The 23,129-nt window shown below is 72.5% G+C and carries 21 protein-coding genes, 1 tRNA gene and 1 pseudogene; 12 read left to right on the forward strand and 11 right to left on the reverse strand.

Features of this window, described 5'->3' with window-relative positions; translation table 11 throughout:
• The 3 genes from AOK22_RS32775 to AOK22_RS32785 form a co-directional block, all read left to right on the forward strand.
• Positions 1-812: (2Fe-2S)-binding protein (locus AOK22_RS32775; protein ID WP_157872345.1), on the forward strand; the 812-nt coding region annotated here is incomplete at its 5' end.
• On the forward strand, positions 809-3,106 hold the full coding sequence (locus tag AOK22_RS32780; RefSeq protein WP_055702353.1) for a xanthine dehydrogenase family protein molybdopterin-binding subunit: 2,298 nt from the start codon (positions 809-811) through the stop codon (positions 3,104-3,106). The genes AOK22_RS32775 and AOK22_RS32780, both read left to right, overlap by 4 nt.
• A gap of 41 nt (positions 3,107-3,147) precedes the next feature.
• On the forward strand, positions 3,148-3,705 hold the full coding sequence (locus AOK22_RS32785) for an AAA family ATPase (protein WP_055702354.1): 558 nt from the start codon (positions 3,148-3,150) through the stop codon (positions 3,703-3,705).
• 80 nt (positions 3,706-3,785) lie between these two features.
• Here AOK22_RS32785 and AOK22_RS32790 read toward each other — a convergent pair whose 3' ends face one another.
• Entirely contained in the window at positions 3,786-4,637 is an 852-nt protein-coding gene (locus AOK22_RS32790; RefSeq protein ID WP_055702355.1) for a hypothetical protein, read from the reverse strand.
• Between the two features lie 159 nt (positions 4,638-4,796).
• Positions 4,797-4,868, reverse strand: a tRNA-Cys gene (locus AOK22_RS32795).
• 223 nt (positions 4,869-5,091) lie between these two features.
• On the opposite strand from AOK22_RS32795, the gene AOK22_RS32800 reads away from it, so the two are divergent.
• The 7 genes from AOK22_RS32800 to AOK22_RS32825 all read left to right on the forward strand — a co-directional run bounded on the left by AOK22_RS32800 (position 5,092) and on the right by AOK22_RS32825 (position 12,025).
• A complete protein-coding gene (locus AOK22_RS32800) occupies positions 5,092-5,760 on the forward strand; it encodes a maltokinase N-terminal cap-like domain-containing protein (protein WP_055702356.1) in 669 nt (222 codons plus the stop codon).
• A 102-nt stretch (positions 5,761-5,862) separates the two neighbouring features.
• A complete protein-coding gene (locus tag AOK22_RS32805; protein WP_055702357.1) occupies positions 5,863-6,459 on the forward strand; it encodes a DinB family protein in 597 nt (198 codons plus the stop codon).
• Between the two features lie 98 nt (positions 6,460-6,557).
• Positions 6,558-6,686, forward strand: a complete 129-nt coding sequence (locus tag AOK22_RS43790) for a hypothetical protein (protein WP_279617102.1) — start codon at positions 6,558-6,560, stop codon at positions 6,684-6,686.
• A 130-nt stretch (positions 6,687-6,816) separates the two neighbouring features.
• The gene (locus tag AOK22_RS32810; protein ID WP_055702388.1) at positions 6,817-8,277 is read left to right on the forward strand and encodes an MFS transporter; all 1,461 of its coding nucleotides are present in this window, start codon (positions 6,817-6,819) and stop codon (positions 8,275-8,277) included.
• Between the two features lie 124 nt (positions 8,278-8,401).
• On the forward strand, positions 8,402-10,201 hold the full coding sequence (locus AOK22_RS32815) for a DEAD/DEAH box helicase (protein WP_055702358.1): 1,800 nt from the start codon (positions 8,402-8,404) through the stop codon (positions 10,199-10,201).
• 344 nt (positions 10,202-10,545) lie between these two features.
• The gene (locus AOK22_RS32820; protein ID WP_055702359.1) at positions 10,546-11,187 is read left to right on the forward strand and encodes an IclR family transcriptional regulator; all 642 of its coding nucleotides are present in this window, start codon (positions 10,546-10,548) and stop codon (positions 11,185-11,187) included.
• A 37-nt stretch (positions 11,188-11,224) separates the two neighbouring features.
• A complete protein-coding gene (locus tag AOK22_RS32825) occupies positions 11,225-12,025 on the forward strand; it encodes a S16 family serine protease (RefSeq protein WP_055702360.1) in 801 nt (266 codons plus the stop codon).
• A gap of 154 nt (positions 12,026-12,179) precedes the next feature.
• Here the strand turns inward: AOK22_RS32825 and AOK22_RS32830 are convergent, their stop codons facing one another.
• The 6 genes from AOK22_RS32830 to AOK22_RS32855 all read right to left on the reverse strand — a co-directional run bounded on the left by AOK22_RS32830 (position 12,180) and on the right by AOK22_RS32855 (position 17,178).
• Complete coding sequence (locus tag AOK22_RS32830) at positions 12,180-12,782, reverse strand: ArsR/SmtB family transcription factor (protein WP_055702361.1); 603 nt, start codon at positions 12,780-12,782, stop codon at positions 12,180-12,182.
• Positions 12,783-12,866: 84 nt separating this feature from the next.
• Complete coding sequence (locus AOK22_RS32835; RefSeq protein WP_055702362.1) at positions 12,867-13,835, reverse strand: glycine betaine ABC transporter substrate-binding protein; 969 nt, start codon at positions 13,833-13,835, stop codon at positions 12,867-12,869.
• Positions 13,832-14,695, reverse strand: coding sequence for an ABC transporter permease (locus AOK22_RS32840; protein WP_055702363.1), 864 nt, complete (start codon positions 14,693-14,695; stop codon positions 13,832-13,834). The genes AOK22_RS32835 and AOK22_RS32840 overlap by 4 nt, the downstream gene beginning before the upstream one ends.
• On the reverse strand, positions 14,692-15,978 hold the full coding sequence (locus AOK22_RS32845; RefSeq protein WP_055702364.1) for a betaine/proline/choline family ABC transporter ATP-binding protein: 1,287 nt from the start codon (positions 15,976-15,978) through the stop codon (positions 14,692-14,694). The genes AOK22_RS32840 and AOK22_RS32845 overlap by 4 nt, the downstream gene beginning before the upstream one ends.
• Entirely contained in the window at positions 15,971-16,618 is a 648-nt protein-coding gene (locus tag AOK22_RS32850; protein ID WP_055702365.1) for an ABC transporter permease, read from the reverse strand. The genes AOK22_RS32845 and AOK22_RS32850 overlap by 8 nt, the downstream gene beginning before the upstream one ends.
• Before the next feature lie 89 nt (positions 16,619-16,707).
• The gene (locus AOK22_RS32855) at positions 16,708-17,178 is read right to left on the reverse strand and encodes an Lrp/AsnC family transcriptional regulator (protein WP_055702366.1); all 471 of its coding nucleotides are present in this window, start codon (positions 17,176-17,178) and stop codon (positions 16,708-16,710) included.
• Positions 17,179-17,299: 121 nt separating this feature from the next.
• Here AOK22_RS32855 and hppD point away from each other — a divergent pair, with 121 nt between their 5' ends.
• A complete protein-coding gene (gene hppD, locus AOK22_RS32860; protein WP_055702367.1) occupies positions 17,300-18,448 on the forward strand; it encodes a 4-hydroxyphenylpyruvate dioxygenase in 1,149 nt (382 codons plus the stop codon).
• Positions 18,449-18,482: 34 nt separating this feature from the next.
• Here hppD and AOK22_RS32865 read toward each other — a convergent pair whose 3' ends face one another.
• Positions 18,483-19,991 carry a tetratricopeptide repeat protein gene (locus AOK22_RS32865; protein WP_055702368.1) on the reverse strand — a complete coding sequence of 503 codons (1,509 nt, stop codon included), beginning with the start codon at positions 19,989-19,991 and terminating at the stop codon, positions 18,483-18,485.
• A 107-nt stretch (positions 19,992-20,098) separates the two neighbouring features.
• Between AOK22_RS32865 and AOK22_RS42320 the strand changes: the two are divergent.
• A pseudogene (locus tag AOK22_RS42320) lies at positions 20,099-21,019 on the forward strand (FAD-binding oxidoreductase); the annotation flags it as partial.
• A 646-nt stretch (positions 21,020-21,665) separates the two neighbouring features.
• On the opposite strand, the gene AOK22_RS32875 reads toward AOK22_RS42320, so the two are convergent.
• Positions 21,666-22,079 carry a VOC family protein gene (locus tag AOK22_RS32875; protein WP_055702369.1) on the reverse strand — a complete coding sequence of 138 codons (414 nt, stop codon included), beginning with the start codon at positions 22,077-22,079 and terminating at the stop codon, positions 21,666-21,668.
• Between the two features lie 26 nt (positions 22,080-22,105).
• The gene (ypfJ, locus tag AOK22_RS32880; RefSeq protein WP_055702370.1) at positions 22,106-22,996 is read right to left on the reverse strand and encodes a KPN_02809 family neutral zinc metallopeptidase; all 891 of its coding nucleotides are present in this window, start codon (positions 22,994-22,996) and stop codon (positions 22,106-22,108) included.
• Between the last annotated feature and the right edge of the window lie 133 nt (positions 22,997-23,129).

Here is a 23,129-nt window from a genome sequence, read left to right on the forward strand (position 1 = left end):
CCGGGGAAGCCCTCGTGTCCGGCGTACCCGCCGAGCCGGGCGAACCCGACGTATCCGCTGAACCGGCCGAACCCGGCGACCCGGGTGAACCGGGCGAGCCCGGCGCCCCCGCCGAGGCCGCCGCCCCCACCCCTCTCCACGACGACCACCCCCTCGTCTCCTACGTCCTGCGGGTCAACGGCACCGACCGTCCCGTCACCGACGCCTGGATCGGCGAGTCCCTGCTCTACGTCCTGCGCGAGCGCCTCGGTCTCGCCGGGGCCAAGGACGGCTGCTCGCAGGGCGAGTGCGGGGCCTGCAACGTCCAGGTGGACGGCCGGCTCGTCGCCTCCTGCCTGGTCCCCGCGGCCACCACCGCGGGCAGCGAGATCCGTACCGTCGAGGGCCTGGCCGTCGACGGGCAGCCCTCCGACGTCCAGCGCGCGCTCGCCGCGTGCGGCGCGGTGCAGTGCGGTTTCTGCGTGCCCGGCATGGCCATGACGGTGCACGACCTCCTGGAGGGCAACCCCGCCCCCAGCGACCTGGAGACCCGCCGCGCCCTGTGCGGCAACCTCTGCCGCTGCTCCGGCTACCGCGGCGTGCTCGACGCCGTGCGCGAGGTCGTGGCCGAGCGCGAGGCGTCCGCCACCGCCGAGCCCGCCGCGCAGGACGGCCACGCCGACGAGGCGCGCATCCCGCACCAGGCGGGACCGGGCGCCGGCGGCGTCCACCAGGGCGCGCCCGACGGGACGTACGACGCGGGACACGGCGGTGGATACGACGCACCCGAAGGGCCGCAGGGCCCCTACGGCCAGGACGGAGCCCAGGCGTGAGCAGCGAGGCCACCACCGCGACCGCGTCCGACCCGCAGGGCCCCGAGCAACTGCCGCACGGCATCGGCTCCTCGCTGCCGTCGGCCGAGTGCCGCGCCAAGACCGAGGGCACCTTCCCGTACGCCTCCGACCTGTGGGCCGAGGGCCTGCTGTGGGCGGCGGTGCTGCGCTCCCCGCACGCCCACGCGCGCATCGTCTCGGTCGACACCACGCACGCGCTGGAGATGCCGGGCGTCCGCGCGGTCGTCACCCACCAGGACGTCCCGGGCGAGGTGCTGCACGGCCGCGGCGCGCCGGACCGGCCGGTCTTCGCCTCCGACGTCGTGCGCCACCACGGCGAGCCCATCGCCGCCGTCGCCGCCGACCACCCCGACACCGCGCGCATGGCGGCCGCCGCCGTCATCGTCGAGTACGAGGTGCTCGAACCGGTCACCGACCCGGAGAAGACCTTCGAGGCCGAGCCGCTCCACCCCGACGGCAACCTGATCCGCCACATCCCGCTGCGGCACGGCGACCCGGAGGCGGCGGGCGAACTCGTCGTCGAGGGGCTGTACCGCATCGGCCGCCAGGACCCGGCGCCGATCGGCGCGGAGGCCGGCCTCGCTGTGCCCCGCCCGGACGGGGGAGTGGAGCTCTATGTCGCCTCCACCGACCCGCACGCCGACCGCGACCGGGCCGCCGCCTGCTACGGCCTGTCGCGCGACCAGGTGAAGGTCGTCGTCACCGGCGTGCCCGGCGCGACCGCGGACCGCGAGGACGCCAGCTTCCAACTCCCGCTCGGACTCCTGGCGTTGCGGACCGGCTGCCCGGTCAAGCTCACCGCGACCCGCGAGGAGTCCTTCCTCGGCCACGCCCACCGCCACCCCACGCTGCTCCGCTACCGCCACCACGCGGACGCCGAGGGCCGCCTGGTCAAGGTGGAGGCGCAGATCCTGCTGGACGCGGGCGCGTACGCGGACACCTCCTCCGAGGCGCTCGCCGCGGCCGTCTCCTTCGCCTGCGGCCCCTACGTCGTGCCGAACGCCTTCATCGAGGGCTGGGCGGTGCGCACCAACAACCCGCCCTCCGGGCACGTACGGGGCGAGGGCGCCATGCAGGTGTGCGCCGCGTACGAGGCCCAAATGGACAAGATCGCCAAGAAGTTGGGGATCGACCCGGCCGAGGTGCGGCTGCGCAACGCCATGGCGACGGGCGACATCCTGCCCACCGGACAGACCGTGACGTGCCCCGCCCCGGTGGCCGAACTCCTCGCCGCCGTACGGGACTTCCCGCTGCCCGAGCTGCCCAAGGACACCCCCGAGGAGGACTGGCTGCTGCCCGGCGGCCCCGAGGGCGCGGGCGAGCCCGCCGCGGTGCGCCGGGGCGTCGGCTACGGCCTCGGCATGGTCCAGCTCCTGGGCGCCGAGGGCACGGACGAGGTCTCCACGGCCACGGTGCGGGTCCAGGACGGCGTGGCGACGGTGATCTGCGCGGCCGTCGAGACCGGCCAGGGCTTCACCACGCTTGCCCGCCAGATCGTCCAGGAGACGCTCGGCATCGACGACGTGCGGGTCGCGCCGGTCGACACCGACCAGCCGCCCGCGGGGCCGAGCTGCCGGGGCCGCCACACCTGGGTGTCGGGCGGCGCGGTGGAGCGCGCGGCGAAGATGGTCCGCACCCAGCTGCTCCAGCCGCTGGCCCACAAGTTCGGCATGTCCACCGAGCTGCTCCAGATCACCGACGGCAAGATCACCTCGTACGACGGGGTCCTCTCCACGACCGTCACCGAGGCGATGGACGGCAAGGAGCTGTGGGCCACGGCCCAGTGCCGCCCCCACCCGACCGAGCCGCTGGACGAGGCCGGGCAGGGCGACGCCTTCGTCGGCATGGCGTTCTGCGCGATCCGCGCGGTGGTCGACGTCGACATCGAGATCGGTTCGGTCCGGGTCGTCGAGCTGGCCGTCGCCCAGGACGTCGGCCGCATCCTCAACCCCGCGCAGCTGCGGTCCCGCATCGAGGCGGGCGTCACCCAGGGTGTGGGCGCGGCCCTCACGGAGAACCTCCGCACGCCGCGCGGCCTGGTCCGCCACCCGGACCTCACGGGCTACGCCCTGCCCACCGCCCTGGACACCCCCGACATCCGCATCGTGAAGCTGGTCGAGGAGCGGGACGTCGTCGCGCCGTTCGGCGCGAAGGCGGCCAGCGCGGTCCCGGTCGTGACGTCCCCGGCGGCCGTCGCCTCCGCCGTCCGCGCGGCGACCGGCCGCCCGGTCAACCGCCTCCCGATCCGCCCGCAGGCCGCGGTGGCCCAGTAATCCAGGAGCGCCCGGGACGACGGCGCTGGCACGATGAGGTCATGACCACAGGTACCTCTGAACCCGCCGGTGTCGTCGTCATCACCGGCATCATGGCCTCCGGCAAGTCCACGGTCGCGCAGGCGCTCGCCGAGCGGCTGACGAAGGCCGCGCACGTGCGGGGCGACGTGTTCCGCCGCATGGTCGTCTCCGGCGCGGTGCCGTACGAGCCGGGGGCCGGCGGCGAGGCCGAGGCCCAACTCCGGCTGCGCTACGGCCTGTCGGCGTCGACCGCCGACGCGTACGCCGCGGCGGGCTTCACCGCGATCGTCCAGGACGTGATCCTGGGCGAGGAGTTGAAGTCGTACGTGGAACTCGTGCGCACCCGCCCCCTGTACGTCGTCGTGCTCGCCCCGCGCCCCGCGGCGGTCGCCGCCCGCGAGGAGGGCCGCGGCAAGACGGGGTACGGCGCGTGGACGGTCGAGGACCTGGACGCGGCCCTGCGCGAGCAGACCCCGAGGATCGGACTCTGGCTGGACAGCTCGGAGTTGACGGTCGACGAGACGGTGGACGCGATCCTGGAGAGGCTGGGGGAGGCGCGGGTGGACGTGTCCTCCTGAGAGGGCCTTCTGAGGGGGCCTTCTGCGATGCCCTTCTGCGAGGGCCTCCTGAGAGGTTCTTCTGAGCAGCCCCCGAGAGGTCACCAGATGCCGTCCTCCGGGTCGCTGCGGCCCGCGGAGCTCGTCAGGACGGGGGTGACGGCCAGCAGGCCGGCGTCCTCGGGGTGGACCAGGGTCGGGTACACGACCCGGGGGACCGGCAGCCGGTGGGCGTCGTCGGCGGAGCGGCGCAGGGCCGTCTGCCAGTGCATCATGAACTGGAGACCCTGGCTCCGGCGGCCGGGCGCCGCCAAGTGGCGTGTGGCGCCCAGGAGTTCCCCGGTGTCGTCCGGGGCGGCCGTGCCGGCGGCGTCCCGGGAGGCGGGCGCGCTCGCGCTCAGCGGAGGTGGCGGCGGAAGGGGCGGGGACGCCGTGTTCCGGACGATCTGCTCCCACTCGCCCTGCGGGTAGCCGAACACACGGCACGTCCACGTCCGCGTGCCGCCCGCCTCGCGGCACACGAGGTCGGCGCGGATCTCCAGCAGCCCGCTGTGGCCGACCGGAGCCATGAGCCTCAGGTGCCGCATCGCGGTCGGCCCCGTGTGCAGCCAGAGGAAGGTGCCGTCCTCACGGCCGCCGATGACATGGGCCGGTTCCTCGTTCAGATGGACGGTGACCCTGGCCTCGTCCAGGTCGGCGCCCGCGGTCTGCTTGATGACGGCGATCACTTCGGGGGCGTCGCCCTCGCCCTCGCGGACGTCGGTCTCGTGGACGATGAACCGAGGGCAGTCCGCCTTGTCCCGCTCGTCCCTGGCCAGGTCCTGCTGTGCGCGCTGCGCCGCCAGTTGGGCGTCGGTCGCCTGCTTGGCCACCCGGGCCTGCCACCACGCGACGGCGACCGCGCCGCCGGCGACGGCGGAGTTCGCCGCCGTGATGTAGTCCCCTGCCTCCACCCGGCACACCCCTTGCCCCGCGGCCCCCGCGCGTCGTCGGCGCGGTCACCCTACCGACGGCGGGGAGGGGCGAGTGGGGCAACGCGAAAGAGGCATGCGAAAGGGGTGGCCCTTGTGGGGCCACCCCTTGATCACGGAACGGCGCCGTCGCGCCGCCGGAGGCCGTGGCGGGAATCGAACCCGCGTAACTGGATTTGCAGTCCAGCCCCTGAGCCATTCGGGCACACGGCCAAGTCGTCGCCGGTTCGCCGACCGCCGACCTGACTCCTTGAACGTATCCGGGCCCCGGCCGGGGCCTCAAGGGATCACGGGGTGGTGCAATGGGACTGCCATGTGGCGTTCATGAAGCGGCGGATCCGGCCGGTTCCCGCGGCGCGTGGCGCGACCGGCGGACGGGATCCGCCGGGCAGTCGAGAAGTCGAGCGGGACCCACGAAAGAGGAGAGACCTCCGGCATGGCCGTCATCCACCAGACCACCCTCAAACCGACCAAGCTGGAGCTGCTCGACGCCTGGCTTCCCACGCGCCCCTGGTACCGGGGCGGCCCGGACGGGCCGCGGCTGGCGAAGGCGGGCGGCTTCCGTCTCGACGACCCGGCGGGCGAGGTCGGCATCGAGGTCATGGCGGTCACCGACACCTCCGGCGCCGAACCGGTCACCTACCTCGTGCCCCTCACCTACCGCGGCGCCCCGCTCGACGGCGCGGAGCACGCCCTCGTCGGCACCATGGAACACGGGGTGCTGGGGCGGCGCTGGGCCTACGACGGCTGCCACGACCCCGCGCTGGTCGACCGGTTCCTCGCCCTGGCCGAGGGCCGCACGCGGGCCCAGGACCAGAACGTGACGGACGCCGTCGACGAGGACGTCACCGTCTCCTGGAGCGGCGAGGGCGCCGCCTTCGCCGCCCTCGTCACCGGCGCCACCGCCGCCGACGACGAGGAGGGCACCGAGCTGACCGCGCCGGGCGGCGCGGCCTTCCGCCTCCAGCGGGTCCTGTGCCCCGCCGCGGACGGCGCGTCCGTGCCCGCTCCCGAGGGCGCGGCCGGCCATGTCGCGGGGGCGTGGGGGCTGCCCGACGGCACGCGGGTCAGGGGGACGTTCGTCGTGCTGCGCGCGGGCGCCTGACGCGCGGGACGCGAGGAGGACCCAACTAGGCCAGGAGCTGGCCTAGTCGGGTCCTAGCGTGGTGCTCCACCGGCCGAGCGGCACGCAGGAAAGGCGGACACCATGCCCGAGACCAGGAGCATCGAAGAGACGGTCACCGGAGAGACGGCCACCGAGGCGGCGGCCACCGAAGAGGCGGTCGGCGCGACCGTCGACGACGGGCGCGGTGACCTGCTGGACGCCCTCGCCGGCCACCGGACCATGCTCCGCCACACCGTCCGCGACCTCACCGACGAGCAGGCCGGGCTGCGCACCACGGTGAGCGAGCTGTGCCTGGGCGGCCTGATCAAGCACGTCACGTCGGTCGAGCGGGTGTGGACGGCGTTCATCCAGGACGGCCTGCCGGCCCTCGGCGCCGTGACCGACATGACCGAGGAGGACTGGGCCCGCCGCGCCGAGGAGTTCCGGATGCTGCCCGGCGAGACGCTGGCGGGCGTGCTGGAGGCCTACGCCGAGGCCGCCCGCCGCACCGACGAGGTGGTGGGCGCCCTGCCGGACCTCGACGTCACCCACCCGCTGCCGGAGGCCCCGTGGTCCGAGCCGGGCGGCCGGTGGTCGGCCCGCAGGACGCTGCTGCACATCATCGGTGAGACCGCCCAGCACGCGGGCCACGCCGACATCATCCGGGAGTCGCTGGACGGCGGCCGCAGCATGGGCTGACGGACGGCCGGGGAACCCGCCGGCCTCGACCGACGTCATTCGTCTTCAAGCGCAGCCGGTGGGGGACCAGCCGCTATGTCTACAACGCCGCCAGCCCCGTGGGATTCGTCCTGATCCTCGCCGCCGTCGCCTTCGCGGGCGGCATGCTGTTCTCCACGTACTCCAGCTCGCGCTGGAGCGAGGGCGAACTGCGGGACGCCGCCGAGGTCGAGGACGGCACCTGCTGACGCCGGGCCGCCCGGTGCGTCGTACGGCCCCATGAGCCGTACGGCCCGGTGAGTCGTACGACCAAGGGACCAGAAGGTCACCGCCCACGGACAGGGGCCACCGGGCGTGATGCCCCTTACGCTGGCCGACATGACCGCCCTGGAACCCGGTGACACCGACGTCACTCCCGCCGCACCGACAGCACCGCCCGAGGCTCCCCAGGGCGGAGTCCTGAGCAGGCCCCACCGCGCCCTCAGCATCGGCATCGTCTCCGTGGTCCTGCTCATCGCCTTCGAGACGACGGCCGTCGGGACCGCGATGCCCGTCGCCGCCCGCGAACTGGACGGCGTCTCGCTGTACGCCTTCGCCTTCTCCGGGTACTTCACGACCAGCCTCTTCGGAATGGTGCTCAGCGGGCAGTGGGCGGACCGGCGCGGTCCGCTCGGGCCGCTCGCCGCGGGCATCTCCCTCTTCGCGGCGGGGCTGCTGCTGAGCGGCACCGCGGGCGCGATGTGGCTGTTCATCCTGGGACGGGCCGTGCAGGGCCTCGGCGGCGGTCTGGTGATCGTCGCGCTGTACGTCGTCGTCAGCCGCGCCTACCCGGAACACCTCCGCGCGTCGATCCTCGCGGCCTTCGCGGCGAGCTGGGTCGTGCCCTCGGTGGTGGGCCCCCTGGTCTCCGGGGCCGTCACCGAGCACCTCGGCTGGCGCTGGGTGTTCGTCGGCATCCCCGCCCTGGTCGTCGCGCCGCTCGTCCTCGCGCTGCCCGCGATCCGGCGGACCGCCACGGGCCCCGTGGACCCCACCGCGCCCGCCGCCGCCCTCGACCGCCGCCGCATCCGCCTCGCGCTCGGCATCTCGCTGGGCGCCGGGCTCCTGCAGTACGCGGGGCAGGACCTGCGCTGGCTCTCGCTGCTGCCCGCCGTGGCGGGCGGGGCGCTCCTCGTGCCCTCCGCCCTCGGCCTGCTGCCCCGCGGCACCTACCGCGCCGCCCGCGGGCTGCCCTCCGTCGTCCTGCTGCGCGGCGTGGCCGCCGGGTCGTTCATCGCCGCCGAGTCCTTCGTGCCGCTGATGCTCGTCACCCAGCGGGGCCTGAGCCCGACCATGGCCGGGCTCTCGCTGGCCGTGGGCGGCGCGACCTGGGCGCTCGGCTCCTACCTCCAGTCGCGGCCCCGCATGGAGCCCCACCGCGGCCGGCTCGTGGCCTTCGGCATGGTGCTCGTCGCGGCGGCCATCGCCACCGCGCCCACCGTCCTGATCGAGGCCGTGCCCGTGTGGATCGTCGCGGTCGCCTGGGCCTTCGGCTGCTTCGGCATGGGCATGGTCATCGCCTCGACGAGCGTGCTGCTGCTGCGCCTCTCGCCGCCCGCGGACGCCGGGTCCAACTCCGCCGCCCTGCAGATTTCGGACGGTCTTTCGAACGTCATCCTCCTCGCCGCGGGCGGCGCCGCCTTCGCCGCGCTGGGCGGCGGCGCGGTGGGCGCGGCACACGGGGCGGGCGGGGCCGCCGGATCCCATCCGGGCGCCTTCGTCGCCGTCTTCCTGCCCATGGCGGCGGTCGCCCTGGCCGGGGCCTGGGTGGGCACGCGGCTCAAGGAACGGGCGCGCTGAGGCGACGGTGTGAGACCTGTCGCACCCGCCTCCGGCACCGCCTCGATCTCACCGGTACGTCAACCGGTCACCGGTAAGGTGGCCCGGTTGTCGTACGTACCCGAGAAGTAAAAACCCGGAGACCGTGACTACCACCAGCGCCGCCGCCACCTCCTCCCACCACCTCTCGCCCGCCTTCCCCGGCCGTGCCCCCTGGGGCACCGCCAACAAGCTGCGTGCCTGGCAGCAGGGCGCGATGGAGAAGTACATCCAGGAGCAGCCGCGGGACTTCCTCGCCGTCGCCACCCCCGGCGCCGGCAAGACGACCTTCGCGCTCACGCTCGCCTCGTGGCTGCTGCACCACCACGTCGTGCAGCAGGTCACCGTGGTCGCGCCGACCGAGCACCTGAAGAAGCAGTGGGCCGAGGCGGCCGCCCGTATAGGCATCAAGCTCGACCCCGAGTACAGCGCGGGACCCCTGAGCAAGGAGTACCAGGGCGTCGCCGTGACCTACGCCGGTGTCGGCGTACGCCCGATGCTGCACCGCAACCGCTCCGAGCAGCGCAAGACCCTCGTCATCCTCGACGAGATCCACCACGCGGGAGACAGCAAGTCCTGGGGCGAGGCGTGCCTGGAGGCCTTCGAGCCCGCCACGCGCCGCCTCGCGCTCACCGGCACGCCCTTCCGGTCCGACACCAACCCGATCCCCTTCGTCACCTACGAGGAGGGCAACGACGGCATCCGGCGCTCCTCCGCCGACTACACCTACGGCTATGGCAGCGCGCTCGGCGACGGCGTCGTGCGGCCCGTCATCTTCCTCTCGTACTCGGGCAACATGCGCTGGCGCACCAAGGCCGGCGACGAGATCGCGGCCCGGCTCGGCGAGCCGATGACCAAGGACGCCGTCTCGCAGGCCTGGCGCACCGCCCTGGACGCGCGCGGCGAGTGGATGCCCAACGTCCTCAAGGCCGCCGACAAGCGGCTCACCGAGGTCAGGAAGGCCATCCCCGACGCGGGCGGCCTCGTCATCGCCTCCGACCAGGACTCCGCGCGCGCCTACGCCAAGCTGATCCGCGAGATCACCGGCACCAAGGCCACCGTCGTCCTCTCCGACGACACCGGCGCCTCCCAGCGCATCGACGACTTCAGCGGCAGCACCGACCGGTGGATGGTCGCGGTCCGCATGGTGTCCGAGGGCGTCGACGTGCCGCGCCTGGCGGTCGGCGTGTACGCCACCACCATCTCCACGCCGCTCTTCTTCGCGCAGGCCGTCGGGCGCTTCGTGCGGTCGCGGCGCCGGGGCGAGACCGCGTCCGTCTTCCTGCCCACCGTCCCCGACCTGCTCGGCTTCGCCAACGAGATGGAGGTCGAGCGCGACCACGTGCTCGACAAGCCGAAGAAGGAGGGGGAGGAGGACCCCTACGCCGAGTCCGAGGCCGAGATGGACGAGGCCAACAAGGAGCAGGACGAGGACACCGGCGAGCAGGAACAGTTCTCCTTCGAGGCGCTGGAGTCCGAGGCCGTCTTCGACCGCGTCCTCTTCGACGGCGCCGAGTTCGGCATGCAGGCCCACCCGGGCAGCGAGGAGGAGCAGGACTACCTCGGCATCCCGGGCCTCCTCGAACCGGACCAGGTGCAGATGCTGCTCCAGAAGCGGCAGGCCCGGCAGATCGCCCACAGCAAGAAGAAGCCGGACGAGGAGGCCGATCTCCTCGAACTGCCCGCCGAGCGGCGCCCGGTGGTCTCCCACAAGGAGCTCCTCGGGCTGCGCAAGCAGCTGAACACGATGGTCGGCGCGTACGTCCACCAGAGCGGCAAGCCGCACGGCGTGATCCACACCGAGCTGCGGCGCACCTGCGGCGGACCGCCGAGCGCGGAGGCCACCGCCGGTCAGCTGCGGCAGCGGATCGCGAAGGTCCAGGAGTGGGCGACCCGCATGAAGTGAGCGGGCCGCCGTCCGGCGCGAGCGGGTCCGGGTCCGCGATGAGCGGGGCGTTCCGTGTGCGGAGGTGGTGTGCACAGGTCGTGCACGCCCCCACACGGGCGCCCGCCGCGTAACGGGGCAATGGGGGGCGCTAGGGGCGTCGGCGTGCCCGGATTCTGGACGAAGTCTTCCGCTGAGCGGGACGGCCTCGCTACTGTCCCCGCAACGCACACGCCCCGTGGCAGCGCCGCCGCGGAGCGCAGCCGGTGTTCCGACCGGCGGCCTCTGACGCGCGTCGCCCACGGGACCGGCGGCGCAACCGCCGCGTAAGGGGGCCGCCGACCCTCACCTAAGGAGTGGGCGTCGTGACCGCGGAGACTTCCCAGACGCTCGACCGAGGACTGCGCGTCCTCAAGCTGCTGGCCGACACCGACCATGGCCTGACGGTCACCGAGCTCTCCAACAAGCTCGGCGTGAACCGCACCGTGGTCTACCGCCTGCTCGCCACGCTGGAGCAGCACGCCCTGGTCCGCCGCGACCTGGGCGGCCGGGCCCGCGTGGGCCTCGGGGTGCTGCGGCTCGGCCGCCAGGTGCACCCGCTGGTGCGGGAGGCCGCGCTGCCGGCGCTGCGCTCGCTCGCCGAGGACATAGGCGCGACGGCGCACCTGACCCTCGTGGACGGCACCGAGGCCCTCGCGGTGGCGGTGGTGGAGCCCACGTGGACGGACTACCACGTCGCCTACCGCACGGGCTTCCGCCACCCCCTGGACCGCGGCGCCGCGGGCCGCGCGATCCTCGCCGCGCGCCAGGGCCTGGTGACCGACCCCGGGTACGCGCTCACGCACGGCGAGCTGGAGGCGGGCGCCAGCGGGGCGGCGGCCCCCCTGGTGGGCGTCACCGGCATAGAGGGCAGCGTCGGCGTGGTCATGCTCGCGGACTCGGTACCGGAGCGGGTGGGACCGCGGGTGGTGGACGCGGCACGGGAAGTGGCCGACGCCCTGCGCTGAGGCGAGGCCGCCGATCGAGTCACGTTAGATTGATCCTGTGTTCTCTCGTCTCACGCGCCTCCAGGCCCTCGCCGTCTGCGCGCTCCCCGTGGTGACCCTGCTCGCCGTCGCGGGGCTCGCGCCGCTGCCGTTCGCCGTGGCCCAGCCCGGCGGCACGACGAACGTCCTCGGGAAGCACGAGGGCAAGCCGGTGCTCACGATCACCGGCGCGCCCACCCGGCCGACCAAGGGCGAGCTGCGCATGACGACGATCGTCGCCACGGGGCCGACCGTGGACGTGCGCCTGGGCGACGTGATCGACGGCTGGTTCCGCACGGACCGCGCGGTGATGCCGAAGGACTCGGTCTACCCGGTCGGCGACAACGAGAAGGAAGTCGAGAAGCACAATCTCGGCGACATGAAGAAGTCGCAGGACGACGCCACGAAGGCGGCGCTGGCCTATCTGAAGGAGAACGGCGTCGACGGCACCGACAAGGTGGACGTCAAGGCCGACCTCGGCGACATCGGCGGCCCGAGCGCGGGCCTGTTCCTCTCGCTCGGGATCATCGACAAGCTGGACGGGAACGGCAGCGGCGGCGACCTCACGGGCGGCCGCACCATCGCCGGCACCGGCACGATCAAGGCCGACGGCAGGATCGGCCCGGTCGGCGGTGTCGCCCTGAAGACGAAGGCCGCGCGGCGCGACGGCGCGACGGTCTTCCTGGTCCCGAAGGCGGAGTGCTCGGACGCGTCCGCCGAGCTGCCCAAGGGGCTTCAACTGATCCCCGTCACCACCCTGAAGGGCACGGTCGACTCGCTGCGGGCCCTGGAGAAGGGCGAGAAGGTCCCGGGCTGCTGACACTGACGAGTCGCAGGCCCAACTCTACGAGGGTCCAGCCGAGTTGAGTGCGCAGATGAGTACGGGGGCCTCGCGCGGGCGCCGCCCGTCGTAACTCCTCGGCGCGGTCGTGATGCAGCATCAGGTGTACGTCGGTGTGCATGCCGTGCTCCTCTCAGGCGTCCTCGGCCGCCGGCCGGGTCGGGAAGACGTGGGAGTGGACGCGCACCCTGGCCGCGTTCGGGGTGCCTTCGTCCGGGGCCAACGCCCGGTAGCTCTCGATGAGTTCGATGACCTTGTGGCTCAGTTCGGAGGCGAGGGCGGGCGTCAGCGTCAGGGTGAAGTCGCTCGTGTCCGCCGCCTCGTCCCACTCCTGCGGCCACTCGTGCCGGGTGGCGATCCAGGTGGTCACTTCCTGTGAGCGCTGGGCGGCGTACTCGTACAGAAGGGTGCTGAGCGCGCCCTGCACCTCCGGGTCCCGGTCGCGGATGAGGTCCTCGTCGGTCCGGGTCCCCTGGTGCGCGGAGCGCCACCACCGCTCCCGCCCCTTGCCGCGCTCCGGATCGTCCTCGACGAATCCGTACTCCGCGAGCTGGCGCAGGTGATAGCTGGTGGCGCCGCTGGACTCGCCCAGGCGCGCGGCGAGTTGGGATGCGGTCGCCGGGCCGTCGAGCCGCAGCGAGGTGAGCAGGCGCATCCGCAGCGGATGCGCGAGTCCGCGCAGCGAGCGCGGGTTGAGCCGGTGGACCTTCCGGGGCGGCTGCGCTTCTTCCGTCATGTCCTCACCGTAACCATGCAAAGACTCCGTTGCAATGCTTTCTTTGCAACGGAGTCTTTGTAACCGGCGGAACCGGCCGCCGCGTCACTCCTTGACGAACCCCTCCTGGATCAGCCAGTCCTTCGCCACCTCGTGGGGGTCCTGGCCCTCCACGTCCACCTTGGAGTTGAGGTCCTGCGCCACCGTGTTGTTCAGCTTCTTCGTGATGGGATCCAGGACCTCCGCCATCTCCGGGTACTTCTCCAGGGACTTGCTGTTGATCTCCGGCGCGGCGTTGTAGTTGGGGAAGAAGTGCTTGTCGTCCTCCATGACCGTCAGGTCCATCGCCTTGATGCGGCCGTCGGTCGTGAAGACCTCGCCGTAGGTGCACGAGCCCTTGGACGCCTGCGTGTAGATGATGCCGGTGTCCATCTTGGTGATGTTGGAGGACGGGATGCTCATCCCGTACGCCTTCTGCATGCCGGGCAGCCCGTCCTCTCGGGAGGAGAACTCGCTCTCCACGCAGAGCGTGACCGCCTTCGGATCGGACGTGGACAGGGCCGCGACGTCCGAGAGCGTCCTGGTCCTGTACTTCGCCGCGTTCTTCCCGTTCATCGCCAGCGCGTACGTGTTGTTGAGCGCGGCCGGCGGCAGCCAGGTGATGCCGTTCCTCAGGTCCGCCTCGCGCACCGCCTGCCACTGCTTCTTCGGGTCGTCGATGGGTTCGGAGTTGCCCTGGTACGTGATCCAGGCGGTGCCCGTGTACTCGTACATGGCGTCCGCGTCACCGCCCTTGACGGCCTCGCGCGCGCCGATCGACCCCTGGATGCCCGTGCGGTCGAGCACGTCCGCGCCGGCCGCCTCGAAGGCGATGCCCATGATCGCGCCGAGGATCAGCTGCTCGGTGAACTCCTTGGACGTGACGGTGAGATCGGCGCCCTTGAGGGGCAGGCCCTGGCCGATCGAGCCGGGCTTGACGTCGTCCACCATCGGGCTGCCGCTGGTGAGGCCGCACCCGGCGACCAGCGCGGCCCCCAGGACGCCGACGACCGACGTGCGCAACGAGACCCTCATGACCGCACCTCCAGCCCGCGCGGGCGCAGGACCAGTTCGGCCAGCGAGGCCAGCCAGTCCACCAGGAGCGCGAGCGCGATCGTCAGGATCGAACCGAGCATGAGGACGGGCATCCGCTGGTTCGTCATGCCCGTGGTGATCAGGTCGCCGAGGCCGCCGCCCCCGCCGAAGGTGGCGAGGGTCGCCGTGCCGACGTTCAGGACGAGCGCCGTGCGCACGCCCGCGAGGATCAGCGGTACGGCCAGCGGGAGTTCGACCCGCGTCAGCACTCCCAGGGGCGACATGCCGATGCCGCGCGCCGCCTCCAGGAGCGTCGGGTCGTTCGCCTTCAGGCCCGCGATCGTGTTGGACAGGACCGGCAGCACGGCGTAGATGATGATGCCGATCAGGGCCGCCTTCTCGCCGATGCCGAGCCAGATCACCAGGAGTGCCAGGAGGCCGATCGCGGGCGTCGCCTGGCCGATGTTGGCCAGCGCCATCGCGACCGGCGCGGCCCTGCGCACCCGCCCGCGGGTCAGCAGGATCCCCAGCGGGATCGCGATGATCAGCACGAAGAAGGTGGAGATCGCGGTCAGCTGGATGTGCTGGCGAAGCCGCAGCCACACGTTGCCGTTCGCCAGCGCGTTCCTGGAGATCGAGTCCAGGTCGGCCTGGTGGAACCACCACCAGGTCAGGAGCAGGATCACCGCGAGCACGGCCGGCAGGAACGTGAGGCGCTGCCAGGTGACCCGGCGCTCCTTGCGGTCCGGCGGGCCCGGGGGAGGGGCCTCCTGCTCGCCCTCGCCCACGTCGCGGAAGGCGAGTCCCTTGACCTCGTGCTCGCCCTCGGGGCGCGTGTCCTCGCGCGGGGACGGGCTCATGCCTTCGCCTCCCCGCCGTCGCCCTCCTGCTCCTGGTGGGTCAACCGCCGGCGCTGCTCCTCCAGTTCGTGCTGGTGCTCCACCGCTTCGAGCCGGTCGGCCTCCAGCATCTCGTGGACGGAGTTCATCAGCGTCTCCATGTCGACGACGCCGGTGTACTCGCCGCGCCGGCCCGTCACCGCGACCCGCCCCGCGTTGTCCGTGAGGACCGCCTCCAGGGCGTCGCGCAGGGTGGCGTCGCGGGTCACCGTGTCGTGGACCAGGGTGCCCGCGCGGGCCAGCGAGCCCTTCGCGCGCATCAGGTCACCGCGCCGCAGCCACTTGTAGGGGCGGCCGCGCTTGTCGAGCAGGAGCAGTTCGTTCGTACCGCCGGCGCGGAGCTTGTCGAAGATGTCCTGCAACGGGTCGTCGATGGTCACCGTCGGCACGTCGGCGATCTCCACGTCGCGTACGCGCGTGAGGTTCAGGCGCTTGAGCGCCGCGCCCGCGCCCACGAAGCCCGAGACGAAGTCGTCGGCGGGGTTGGTGAGGATCGCCTCCGGGGTGTCGAACTGCGCGATGTGCGAGCGCTCCCGCAGCACCGCGATCCGGTCGCCGAGCTTGATGGCCTCGTCGAAGTCGTGCGTGACGAAGACGATCGTCTTGTGCAGCTCGTGCTGGAGCCGGATCAGCTCGTCCTGGAGGTGGTCGCGGGTGATGGGGTCGACGGCGCCGAACGGCTCGTCCATCAGCAGCACGGGCGGATCGGCCGCCAGCGCCCGCGCCACGCCCACGCGTTGCTGCTGGCCGCCGGAGAGCTGGCGGGGATAGCGCCCGTGGAACTCGCCCGGGTCGAGGCCCACCAGGTCCAGCATCTCCTCGACCCGCGACGCGATGCGGGACTTCGACCAGCCCACCATCTTCGGTACGAGCGCGATGTTCTGGGCGACGGTCATGTGCGGGAAGAGGCCGGAGGACTGGATCGCGTAGCCGACCTTGCGGCGCAGCTTCACCGGGTCGATGTCGGTGACGTCCTCGCCGTTGATGCGGATGCGGCCGCTGGTCGGCTCGATCAGCCGGTTGATCATCTTCAGGGTGGTGGACTTGCCGCACCCCGAGGGGCCCACGAAGATGACGATCTCGCCGGCCTTGATCTCCATGTTCACGCTGTCCACGGCCGGGTCGCCGCTGCCCGGATAGCGCTTGGTGAGGTTCTCCAGCTCGATCGTCGCTCCGGAGGTGGCGGCGGGGGCCTGCCCGGCGGCCCCGTCCGTGCTCGCGTCGGTGGCGGTGGTCTCAGACACGGATACCCCTCGGAATCGTCAGCCGGCCGATCAGGACGTACGCGGCGTCGAAGAGCAGCGCCAGGACGATGATCCCGAGCGTGCCCGCGAGCACCTGGTTGAGCGCGTTCTTGCTGCCGAGCGAGCCGATGCCGCGGAAGATCTCGTTGCCGAGGCCGGGCCCCGACGCGTACGCGGCGATGGCCGCGATGCCCATCAGCATCTGCGTGGAGACGCGGATGCCGGTGAGGATCGGCGGCCAGGCGATCGGCAGCTCCACCTTGAAGAGCCGGGCGAGCCGGGACATCCCGATGCCCTTCGCCGCGTCGACGAGCGAGGGGTCGACCCCCCGCAGCCCGACGATGGCGTTGCGCACGATCGGCAGCAGCCCGTACAGCGTCAGCGCGATGACGGTCGGCGCCACGCCCAGGCCCACGACCGGGATCAGCAGACCGATCATGGCGAGCGAGGGGATGGTGAGGATGGTGGAGGTCGCGGTCGTGGCGAGGTTGCCCGCCCACTCGCTGCGGTACGTGAGGACGCCGATCAGGACGCCGATGACGGTCGCGACGACCATGCACTGGAAGACGGCGCTCGCGTGCTGGTACGCGTCCGTCAGCAACTGTTGGTGACGGTTGCCGAGGTAGTCCCAGAAGTTCACTGAAGTGCTCACCTCGTCTTTCCGAAGGGTCTCAGCGGTCTTGGACTCGGGCCCCGGCTCCCGTGGCCGGGGTCGTCGGCGCTCCTGCCTCAGGGGTCCTCGGACGCCTGCTCCACCAGCGGGATGATCCGCAGCGGTACGGGGTTCTCCATGACGATCGCCGTGGAGGCCCGGACGATGCCATCAAAACCCACCACCCGGTCGATCACACGTTGGAGATCGGCGTTGGACCGGGCCACCAGACGGCAGAGCATGTCGCCGTGGCCCGTGATGGTGTGCAGTTCGAGGACCTCGGCGACCGACGCCAAATGGGCGCGCACGTCCGCCCCCTGGCCCTGTTTGATCTCCAGGGTCGCGAAGGCCGTCACGGGGTAGCCGAGCGCCGCCGGATCGACCTCGGGCCCGAAGCCCCGGATGACTCCATTGGACTGAAGCCGGTCCATGCGCGCCTGCACCGTGCCGCGCGCGACGCCGAGCCTGCGGGACGCCTCAAGAACCCCGATACGCGGCTCCCGCGCCAGGAGCACGATGAGTCTCCCGTCCAGATGATCGATCGCCATGACGCCTCCGTGATGGTCATGATGTACAGATAGCCCGCCCATCCTGGCCACTGCCTGGACAGATTGACCACTGAAAACGCGAACTATTGCGCACCTTGTGGATCGGCGGGAGCCTCGGACCATGACTGAGACCACCACTCACACCACCCCCGACACCGCGCGCGAGGCCGACCCCTTCCCGGTCAAGGGAATGGACGCGGTCGTCTTCGCCGTGGGCAACGCCAAGCAGGCGGCGCACTACTACTGCACCGCGTTCGGCATGAAGCTGGTCGCCTACTCCGGACCGGAGAACGGCAGCCGCGAGACCGCGAGTTACGTGCTCACGAACGGCGCCGCCCGCTTCGTCTTCACCTCCGTCATCAAGGCCTCCACCGAGTGGGGCACCTTCCTCGCCTCCCACGTCGCCGAGCACGGCGACGGCGTGGTCGACCTCGCCATCGAGGTGCCGGACGCGCGCGCCGCGTACGCCTACGCCGTCGAGCACGGCGCCCGCGGGATCACGGAGCCGTACGAGGAGAAGGACGAGAACGGCACGGTCGTCCTCGCCGCGATCGCCACGTACGGCAAGACCCGCCACACCCTGGTCGAGCGCACCGACTACGACGGCCCTTACCTGCCCGGTTTCGTGGCCGCGAACCCGATCGTCGACCCGCCCGCCAAGCGCACCTTCCAGGCGATCGACCACTGCGTCGGCAACGTCGAGCTCGGCAAGATGAACGAGTGGGTCGGCTTCTACAACAAGGTCATGGGCTTCACGAACATGAAGGAGTTCGTGGGCGACGACATCGCGACCGAGTACTCGGCGCTGATGTCCAAGGTGGTCGCGGACGGCACCCTCAAGGTGAAGTTCCCGATCAACGAGCCGGCCATCGCCAAGAAGAAGTCGCAGATCGACGAGTACCTGGAGTTCTACGGCGGCGCGGGCGTCCAGCACATCGCGCTCGCCACGAACGACATCGTCGAGTCCGTGCGCACCATGCGCGCGGCGGGCGTGCAGTTCCTGGACACCCCCGACTCGTACTACGACACCCTCGGCGAGTGGGCCGGTGAGACCCGCGTGCCCGTCGAGACCCTGCGCGAGCTGAAGATCCTCGTCGACCGCGACGAGGACGGCTACCTCCTGCAGATCTTCACCAAGCCGGTCCAGGACCGCCCGACGGTCTTCTTCGAGATGATCGAGCGCCACGGCTCGATGGGCTTCGGCAAGGGCAACTTCAAGGCCCTGTTCGAGGCGATCGAGCGCGAGCAGGAGAAGCGCGGCAACCTCTAGGCACCGTCGATCGCGGGCTGCGCCCAGCTCGTCCTCAGTCGCCGGACAGGCTCGGATTCCCCGGACCCGTCCGGCGATTCGGCGTCCCGGCCCGGCCGCGGGCCGGTGGGGGCTGGTCGCGCAGTTCCCCGCGCCCCTGACGGGGCGCCGCCTTGCGCGGTGTCACCGGCCGAGGCGCGTACATCTGGGCGGGCCCACCCTCGGGTGGGTCCCCCAGCGCCTCCAGCGCCGCCTTCGCGACGGGAACGCCCAGCGGCGAGAAGTAGGGGTTGATGCGCAGGGCCTCGCCCAGGTGGCGCCGCGCGGCGCCGTAGTAGCCCAACTCCCGCTCGATCTGCCCCCGGTGGAAGGCGAACAGCGCGCTGCGCGGCCCCTTGTCCATCGCCTTCGTGACGAGCTTGAGGCCGCCCTCCCCGTCCCCGGCCCGGTGCAGCGCCCAGCCCAGCGCGTCCGCCGTCTCCGGGCTGCCGTGCCGCTCGTACTCCGCGGTGAGCCGCTCCACCGCCGCGTCCGGGTCCCCGTGGTCGGCCTCGAAGAGCCCGAGGATCCGTTCGTTGTTGACGCCGCCCGCGCCCTCCTGCGTCACGCGCGTGCGCAGCAGGTCGTACTGGGCCCGTGCCGCCGGACCCAGCCGCAGCGACTCGTACAACTCGCCCAGTTCCAGGGCGTACTGGGGGAGCGGCTGCCGGGCGAGCGCCGAGCGGTAGGCCTGCAGCGCCTCCGACGAGCGGCCCAGCGCGGCCAGGGCGCGGCCCCGGCCCGCGAGCGCGGGATGGTGCTCGGCGTCGGCGGCCAGCGCCGCGTCGTAGTAGCGCAGCGCCTCCGTCGGCTCGCCCCGCTCCCACGCCAGCTCCCCGACCCGGTACAGGCACGCCGCCTTCTCCGCCGGGGCCTCGGCGAGCGCCGCGGCGTCGGTGAGCGCGGCGTTCGCGTCCTCGCGCCAGCCGCGGTCCCGGTAGACCTGCCCGGCCCGCGCCATCACCGAAGGACCCGAGCCGAGTTCCTGCAAGGACTCCAGGGCCCTGCCGACGCCCTTCGCGTCGCCGAGCCCGCTGTAGGCGTCGATCAGCGCGGGATAGGAGGTCCAGCGCTTCGGCGCGGACCTGGCCGCGCGCTCGCCCCACATCTTCCCGGCACGGAAGTCGTGCCGGGCGTTCGCCAGCGCCGCGAGCCCCGCGAACGCCTCCGCGTTGCCCTCGGGCCGCGCCTTCAGCGAGGCGCGCAGGGCGTTCTCCGCCTTCGGATAGGCGGCGGCGTCCGCGGTCCGTACGCCCCGTGCGACGTACGCCGAACCGAGCACCGCCCAGGACTGGTCGTCGCCGGGGTGCGCCCGCAGATGCGCCTCGCGCTCCCCGATGAGCGCGGCCAGGTCCGGCAGGGCGGCGGGGGCGCCCGCACCCACGGCCGCCATCGCCCGCCCGGCGGGCCCGAGCACGGGCGGCGCCGCGTCCCCGTCGTCCGACGGCAGCAGCACGAGGAGGCCGCCGAGCACCACGCTCCCCGCGACGGAGCCGATCAGCACACGCTTCACCGAAGGCTTCATGGGCCTCACTGTGCGTCAAACACTTCAATACGAAGAGCACATCCCGGCATGTGGAAGGGCGTCGCACACGGGTTCACACCGATGGCCCCGGGTGCGAGGCTGTGATCATGAGCCGCACCCTCATCGAACGCCTTCAGGAGGGCCTCCCGGCCGAGGCGGTCCTCACCGACCCGGACGTCACCTCCTCGTACGCCCACGACATGGCCAGCTTCTGTGAGGCGGGCACCCCCGCCGTCGTGGTCCTGCCGCGCACCGTCGAACAGGTCCAGCACGTGATGCGCACGGCCACCGAGCTGCGCATCCCCGTCGTCCCGCAGGGCGCCCGCACCGGCCTGTCCGGCGCCGCGAACGCGAGCGAGGGGTGCATCGTCCTGTCCCTCGTCAAGATGGACCGCATCCTGGAGATCAGCCCCGTCGACCGGATCGCCGTCGTCGAACCGGGCGTCGTCAACGCCACGCTGTCGCGCGCGGTGGGCGAGCACGGCCTGTACTACCCGCCGGATCCCTCCAGTTGGGAGACGTGCACCATCGGCGGGAACATCGGCACCGCCTCCGGGGGCCTGTGCTGCGTGAAGTACGGGGTCACGGCGGAGTACGTCCTCGGGCTCGACGTCGTCCTCGCCGACGGGCGCCTCATGAGCACGGGACGCCGCACCGCCAAGGGCGTCGCCGGATACGACCTCACGCGGCTGTTCGTGGGCTCCGAGGGCAGCCTCGGCATCGTCGTGCGCGCCGTCCTCGCGCTCAAGCCGCAGCCGCCCCGGCAGCTGGTCCTGGCGGCCGAATTCGCCTCGACGAAGGCGGCCTGCGACGCGGTGTGCGCGATCATGGAGGGCGGCCACGTCCCCTCGCTGCTCGAACTGATGGACCGTACGACCGTGAAGGCCGTGAACGCGCTCGCGAACATGGGGCTGCCCGAGTCCACCGAGGGGCTGCTGCTCGCGGCCTTCGACACCGCGGACCCCGCGGCCGACCTCGCCGCCGTCGGCGCGCTCACCTGCGCCGACGGCCAGGCCACGCTCACCCCGCTGGGCAGCTGGGCGGTCTGGGTCAAGCTGGAGCAGATCTGCGTCGCCGCGCAGAGCCCCGCCGGGCACATCGAGCAGTCCGCCGAGGACATGCTGCGCGGCTGCGCCCGCCTGCGGCCGAACGCGGCGCGTGCCGAGTACCGCGCCTGGCTCGCCGCCCGCACCGTCACCAGCGCCGTCACCGACCTCCTCGCCGCCGCCCGGGGCGAGGACGCCCTGCTGCGCGGCCTCGCCTTCGAGGCGCTGCGGGTGGTCGGCGCGCCGGCCGAGGCCGAGGTCAGGGCCGTCGTCGACGAGGTCCCGCTGCGCCCCTACGCCTTGCTGTGGCTCGCCGAGCAGGAGGGCACCGACCCCGAGGACGTCCACTTCGTGCTGACCCGCGAGGAGTCCACCTGGCTGTGGATCGACACCGCGGCGGCCGTCGCGGACCACGGCGAGGCCCAGATCCTCGTGCGGCACCTGGAGTCGGCGGTCCAGCCGACCGTTCCCGCGCTGCTCGACGAGGTGCGCCGCGCCGGGCACCCCCGCACCGTCCAGGTCCTGGTCGCCCTCGCCGCGGCCCACCCGGACCCGGCGCTCGCCAAGGCCATGCGCCGCGCCGCCTTCCAGGTGCACACCGGCGGCGAGTGACCGGGCGCCCCGGGGGTCAGGCCCTGATCCCGGGGGCGTACGTGCCGAAACTCCATACGTTGCCCTCGGCGTCCCGGGCCAGGTAGTCCCGCGAGCCGTAGTCCTGGTCGGTCGGGGGCATCAGGATCTCCGCGCCGTGCTCCTTGGCGTGCCGGTGGTGGGCGTCGACGTCGTCCACGACGACGTACACGCCGCACGGCCCTGCGCCCGCCATCGCCCGGTCGTAGACGCTGCCCGTGCCCCGGGAGCCGAGCATCACCGCGCCGTTGCCCTGGGCCAGTTCGGCGTGCACGACGCGGCCGTCCTCGCCCTCGTACACACTCACCTCGGTGAAGCCGAAGGCCTCCGTCAGCTGCGCGATCGCGGCCTTCGCGTCCGCGTACAGGAGGGTCGGGAAGATGCTCGGCCGCCCGCCGTCGTCGCCTGCCATGCCCTCGCTCCGATCGGATCCGTGTCTCAGCGGAAGGTGTTGCACTGGCCCATGTCGCCGGTGCGGTAGCCCTGGTAGAACCACTGCTGGCGCTGCTCGGCCGAGCCGTGCGTCCAGGACTCGGGGGTGACCCTGCCCTGGAACTTCTCCTGGATGCGGTCGTCGCCCACCGCGGCCGCCGCGTCCAGGCCGTCCCGGATGTCGGCGTCGTCCAGGCTGCTGAGCAGCGGCTTGCCCGTGCGGTCGTCCGGGGTGCGGGTCGCGTGCCGCGCCCAGACGCCGGCGTAGCAGTCGGCCTGCAGCTCGACCTTGACCGCGTTGCTGTCGCGTCCGGTGCGCCCGTCCTGGGAGCGCTGCAGGGTCCCCATCAGGTTCTGCACGTGGTGCCCGTACTCGTGGGCCACGACGTACGCCTGGGCGAAGGGGCCGCCGGTGGAGCCGAACTTCGTCCGCAGCTCGTCGAAGAACCCGAGGTCCAGATAGACCTTCCGGTCGCCGGGGCAGTAGAACGGCCCGACCGCCGACGACGCGGTGCCGCAGGCCGTGCCCACGCGGTTGCTGAACAGGACGGTCTGCGCGGGGGAGTACGAGGCGCCTCTGCGCCGGAACTCGGGGCGCCAGAAGTCCTGGACGCTGTTGACCACCGCCACGATGCGGCAGTCGTCCTTGGTGTTCGCGTCCTGGCCGGTGCGGCAGCCCTGCTGCACCTGCGCGAGCGACGAGGAGGACGCGGCGGGCTCGTCGTTGCCGGAGGACAGCCCGAGCTGCTCGGGCCCCACTCCGAAGAACAGGCCGAGGACCAGCGCGATGAGCCCGGCGATGCCGCCGCCCACGGTGGCCCGGCCGCCGGGGATCCGACTGCCGCGCACATCCTGGACCTCGGAGGTGTCCAGATCGGCGTCGTCGTCGAACTGCATGGGCGCACCCCTCTGCCTCGCACCGGGGACGACACCCGTCGCCCCGCACCGAACCATCGGCCACTTCATCCTGATATGCCCGCTCCTGCCGGGCGCCGGACGGAGGTCCGAACGGGGGACGCAGACCGCTCCC

Origin of the sequence: Streptomyces silaceus (assembly GCF_001419745.1) — a bacterium.
Lineage (GTDB): Bacteria > Actinomycetota > Actinomycetes > Streptomycetales > Streptomycetaceae > Streptomyces > Streptomyces silaceus.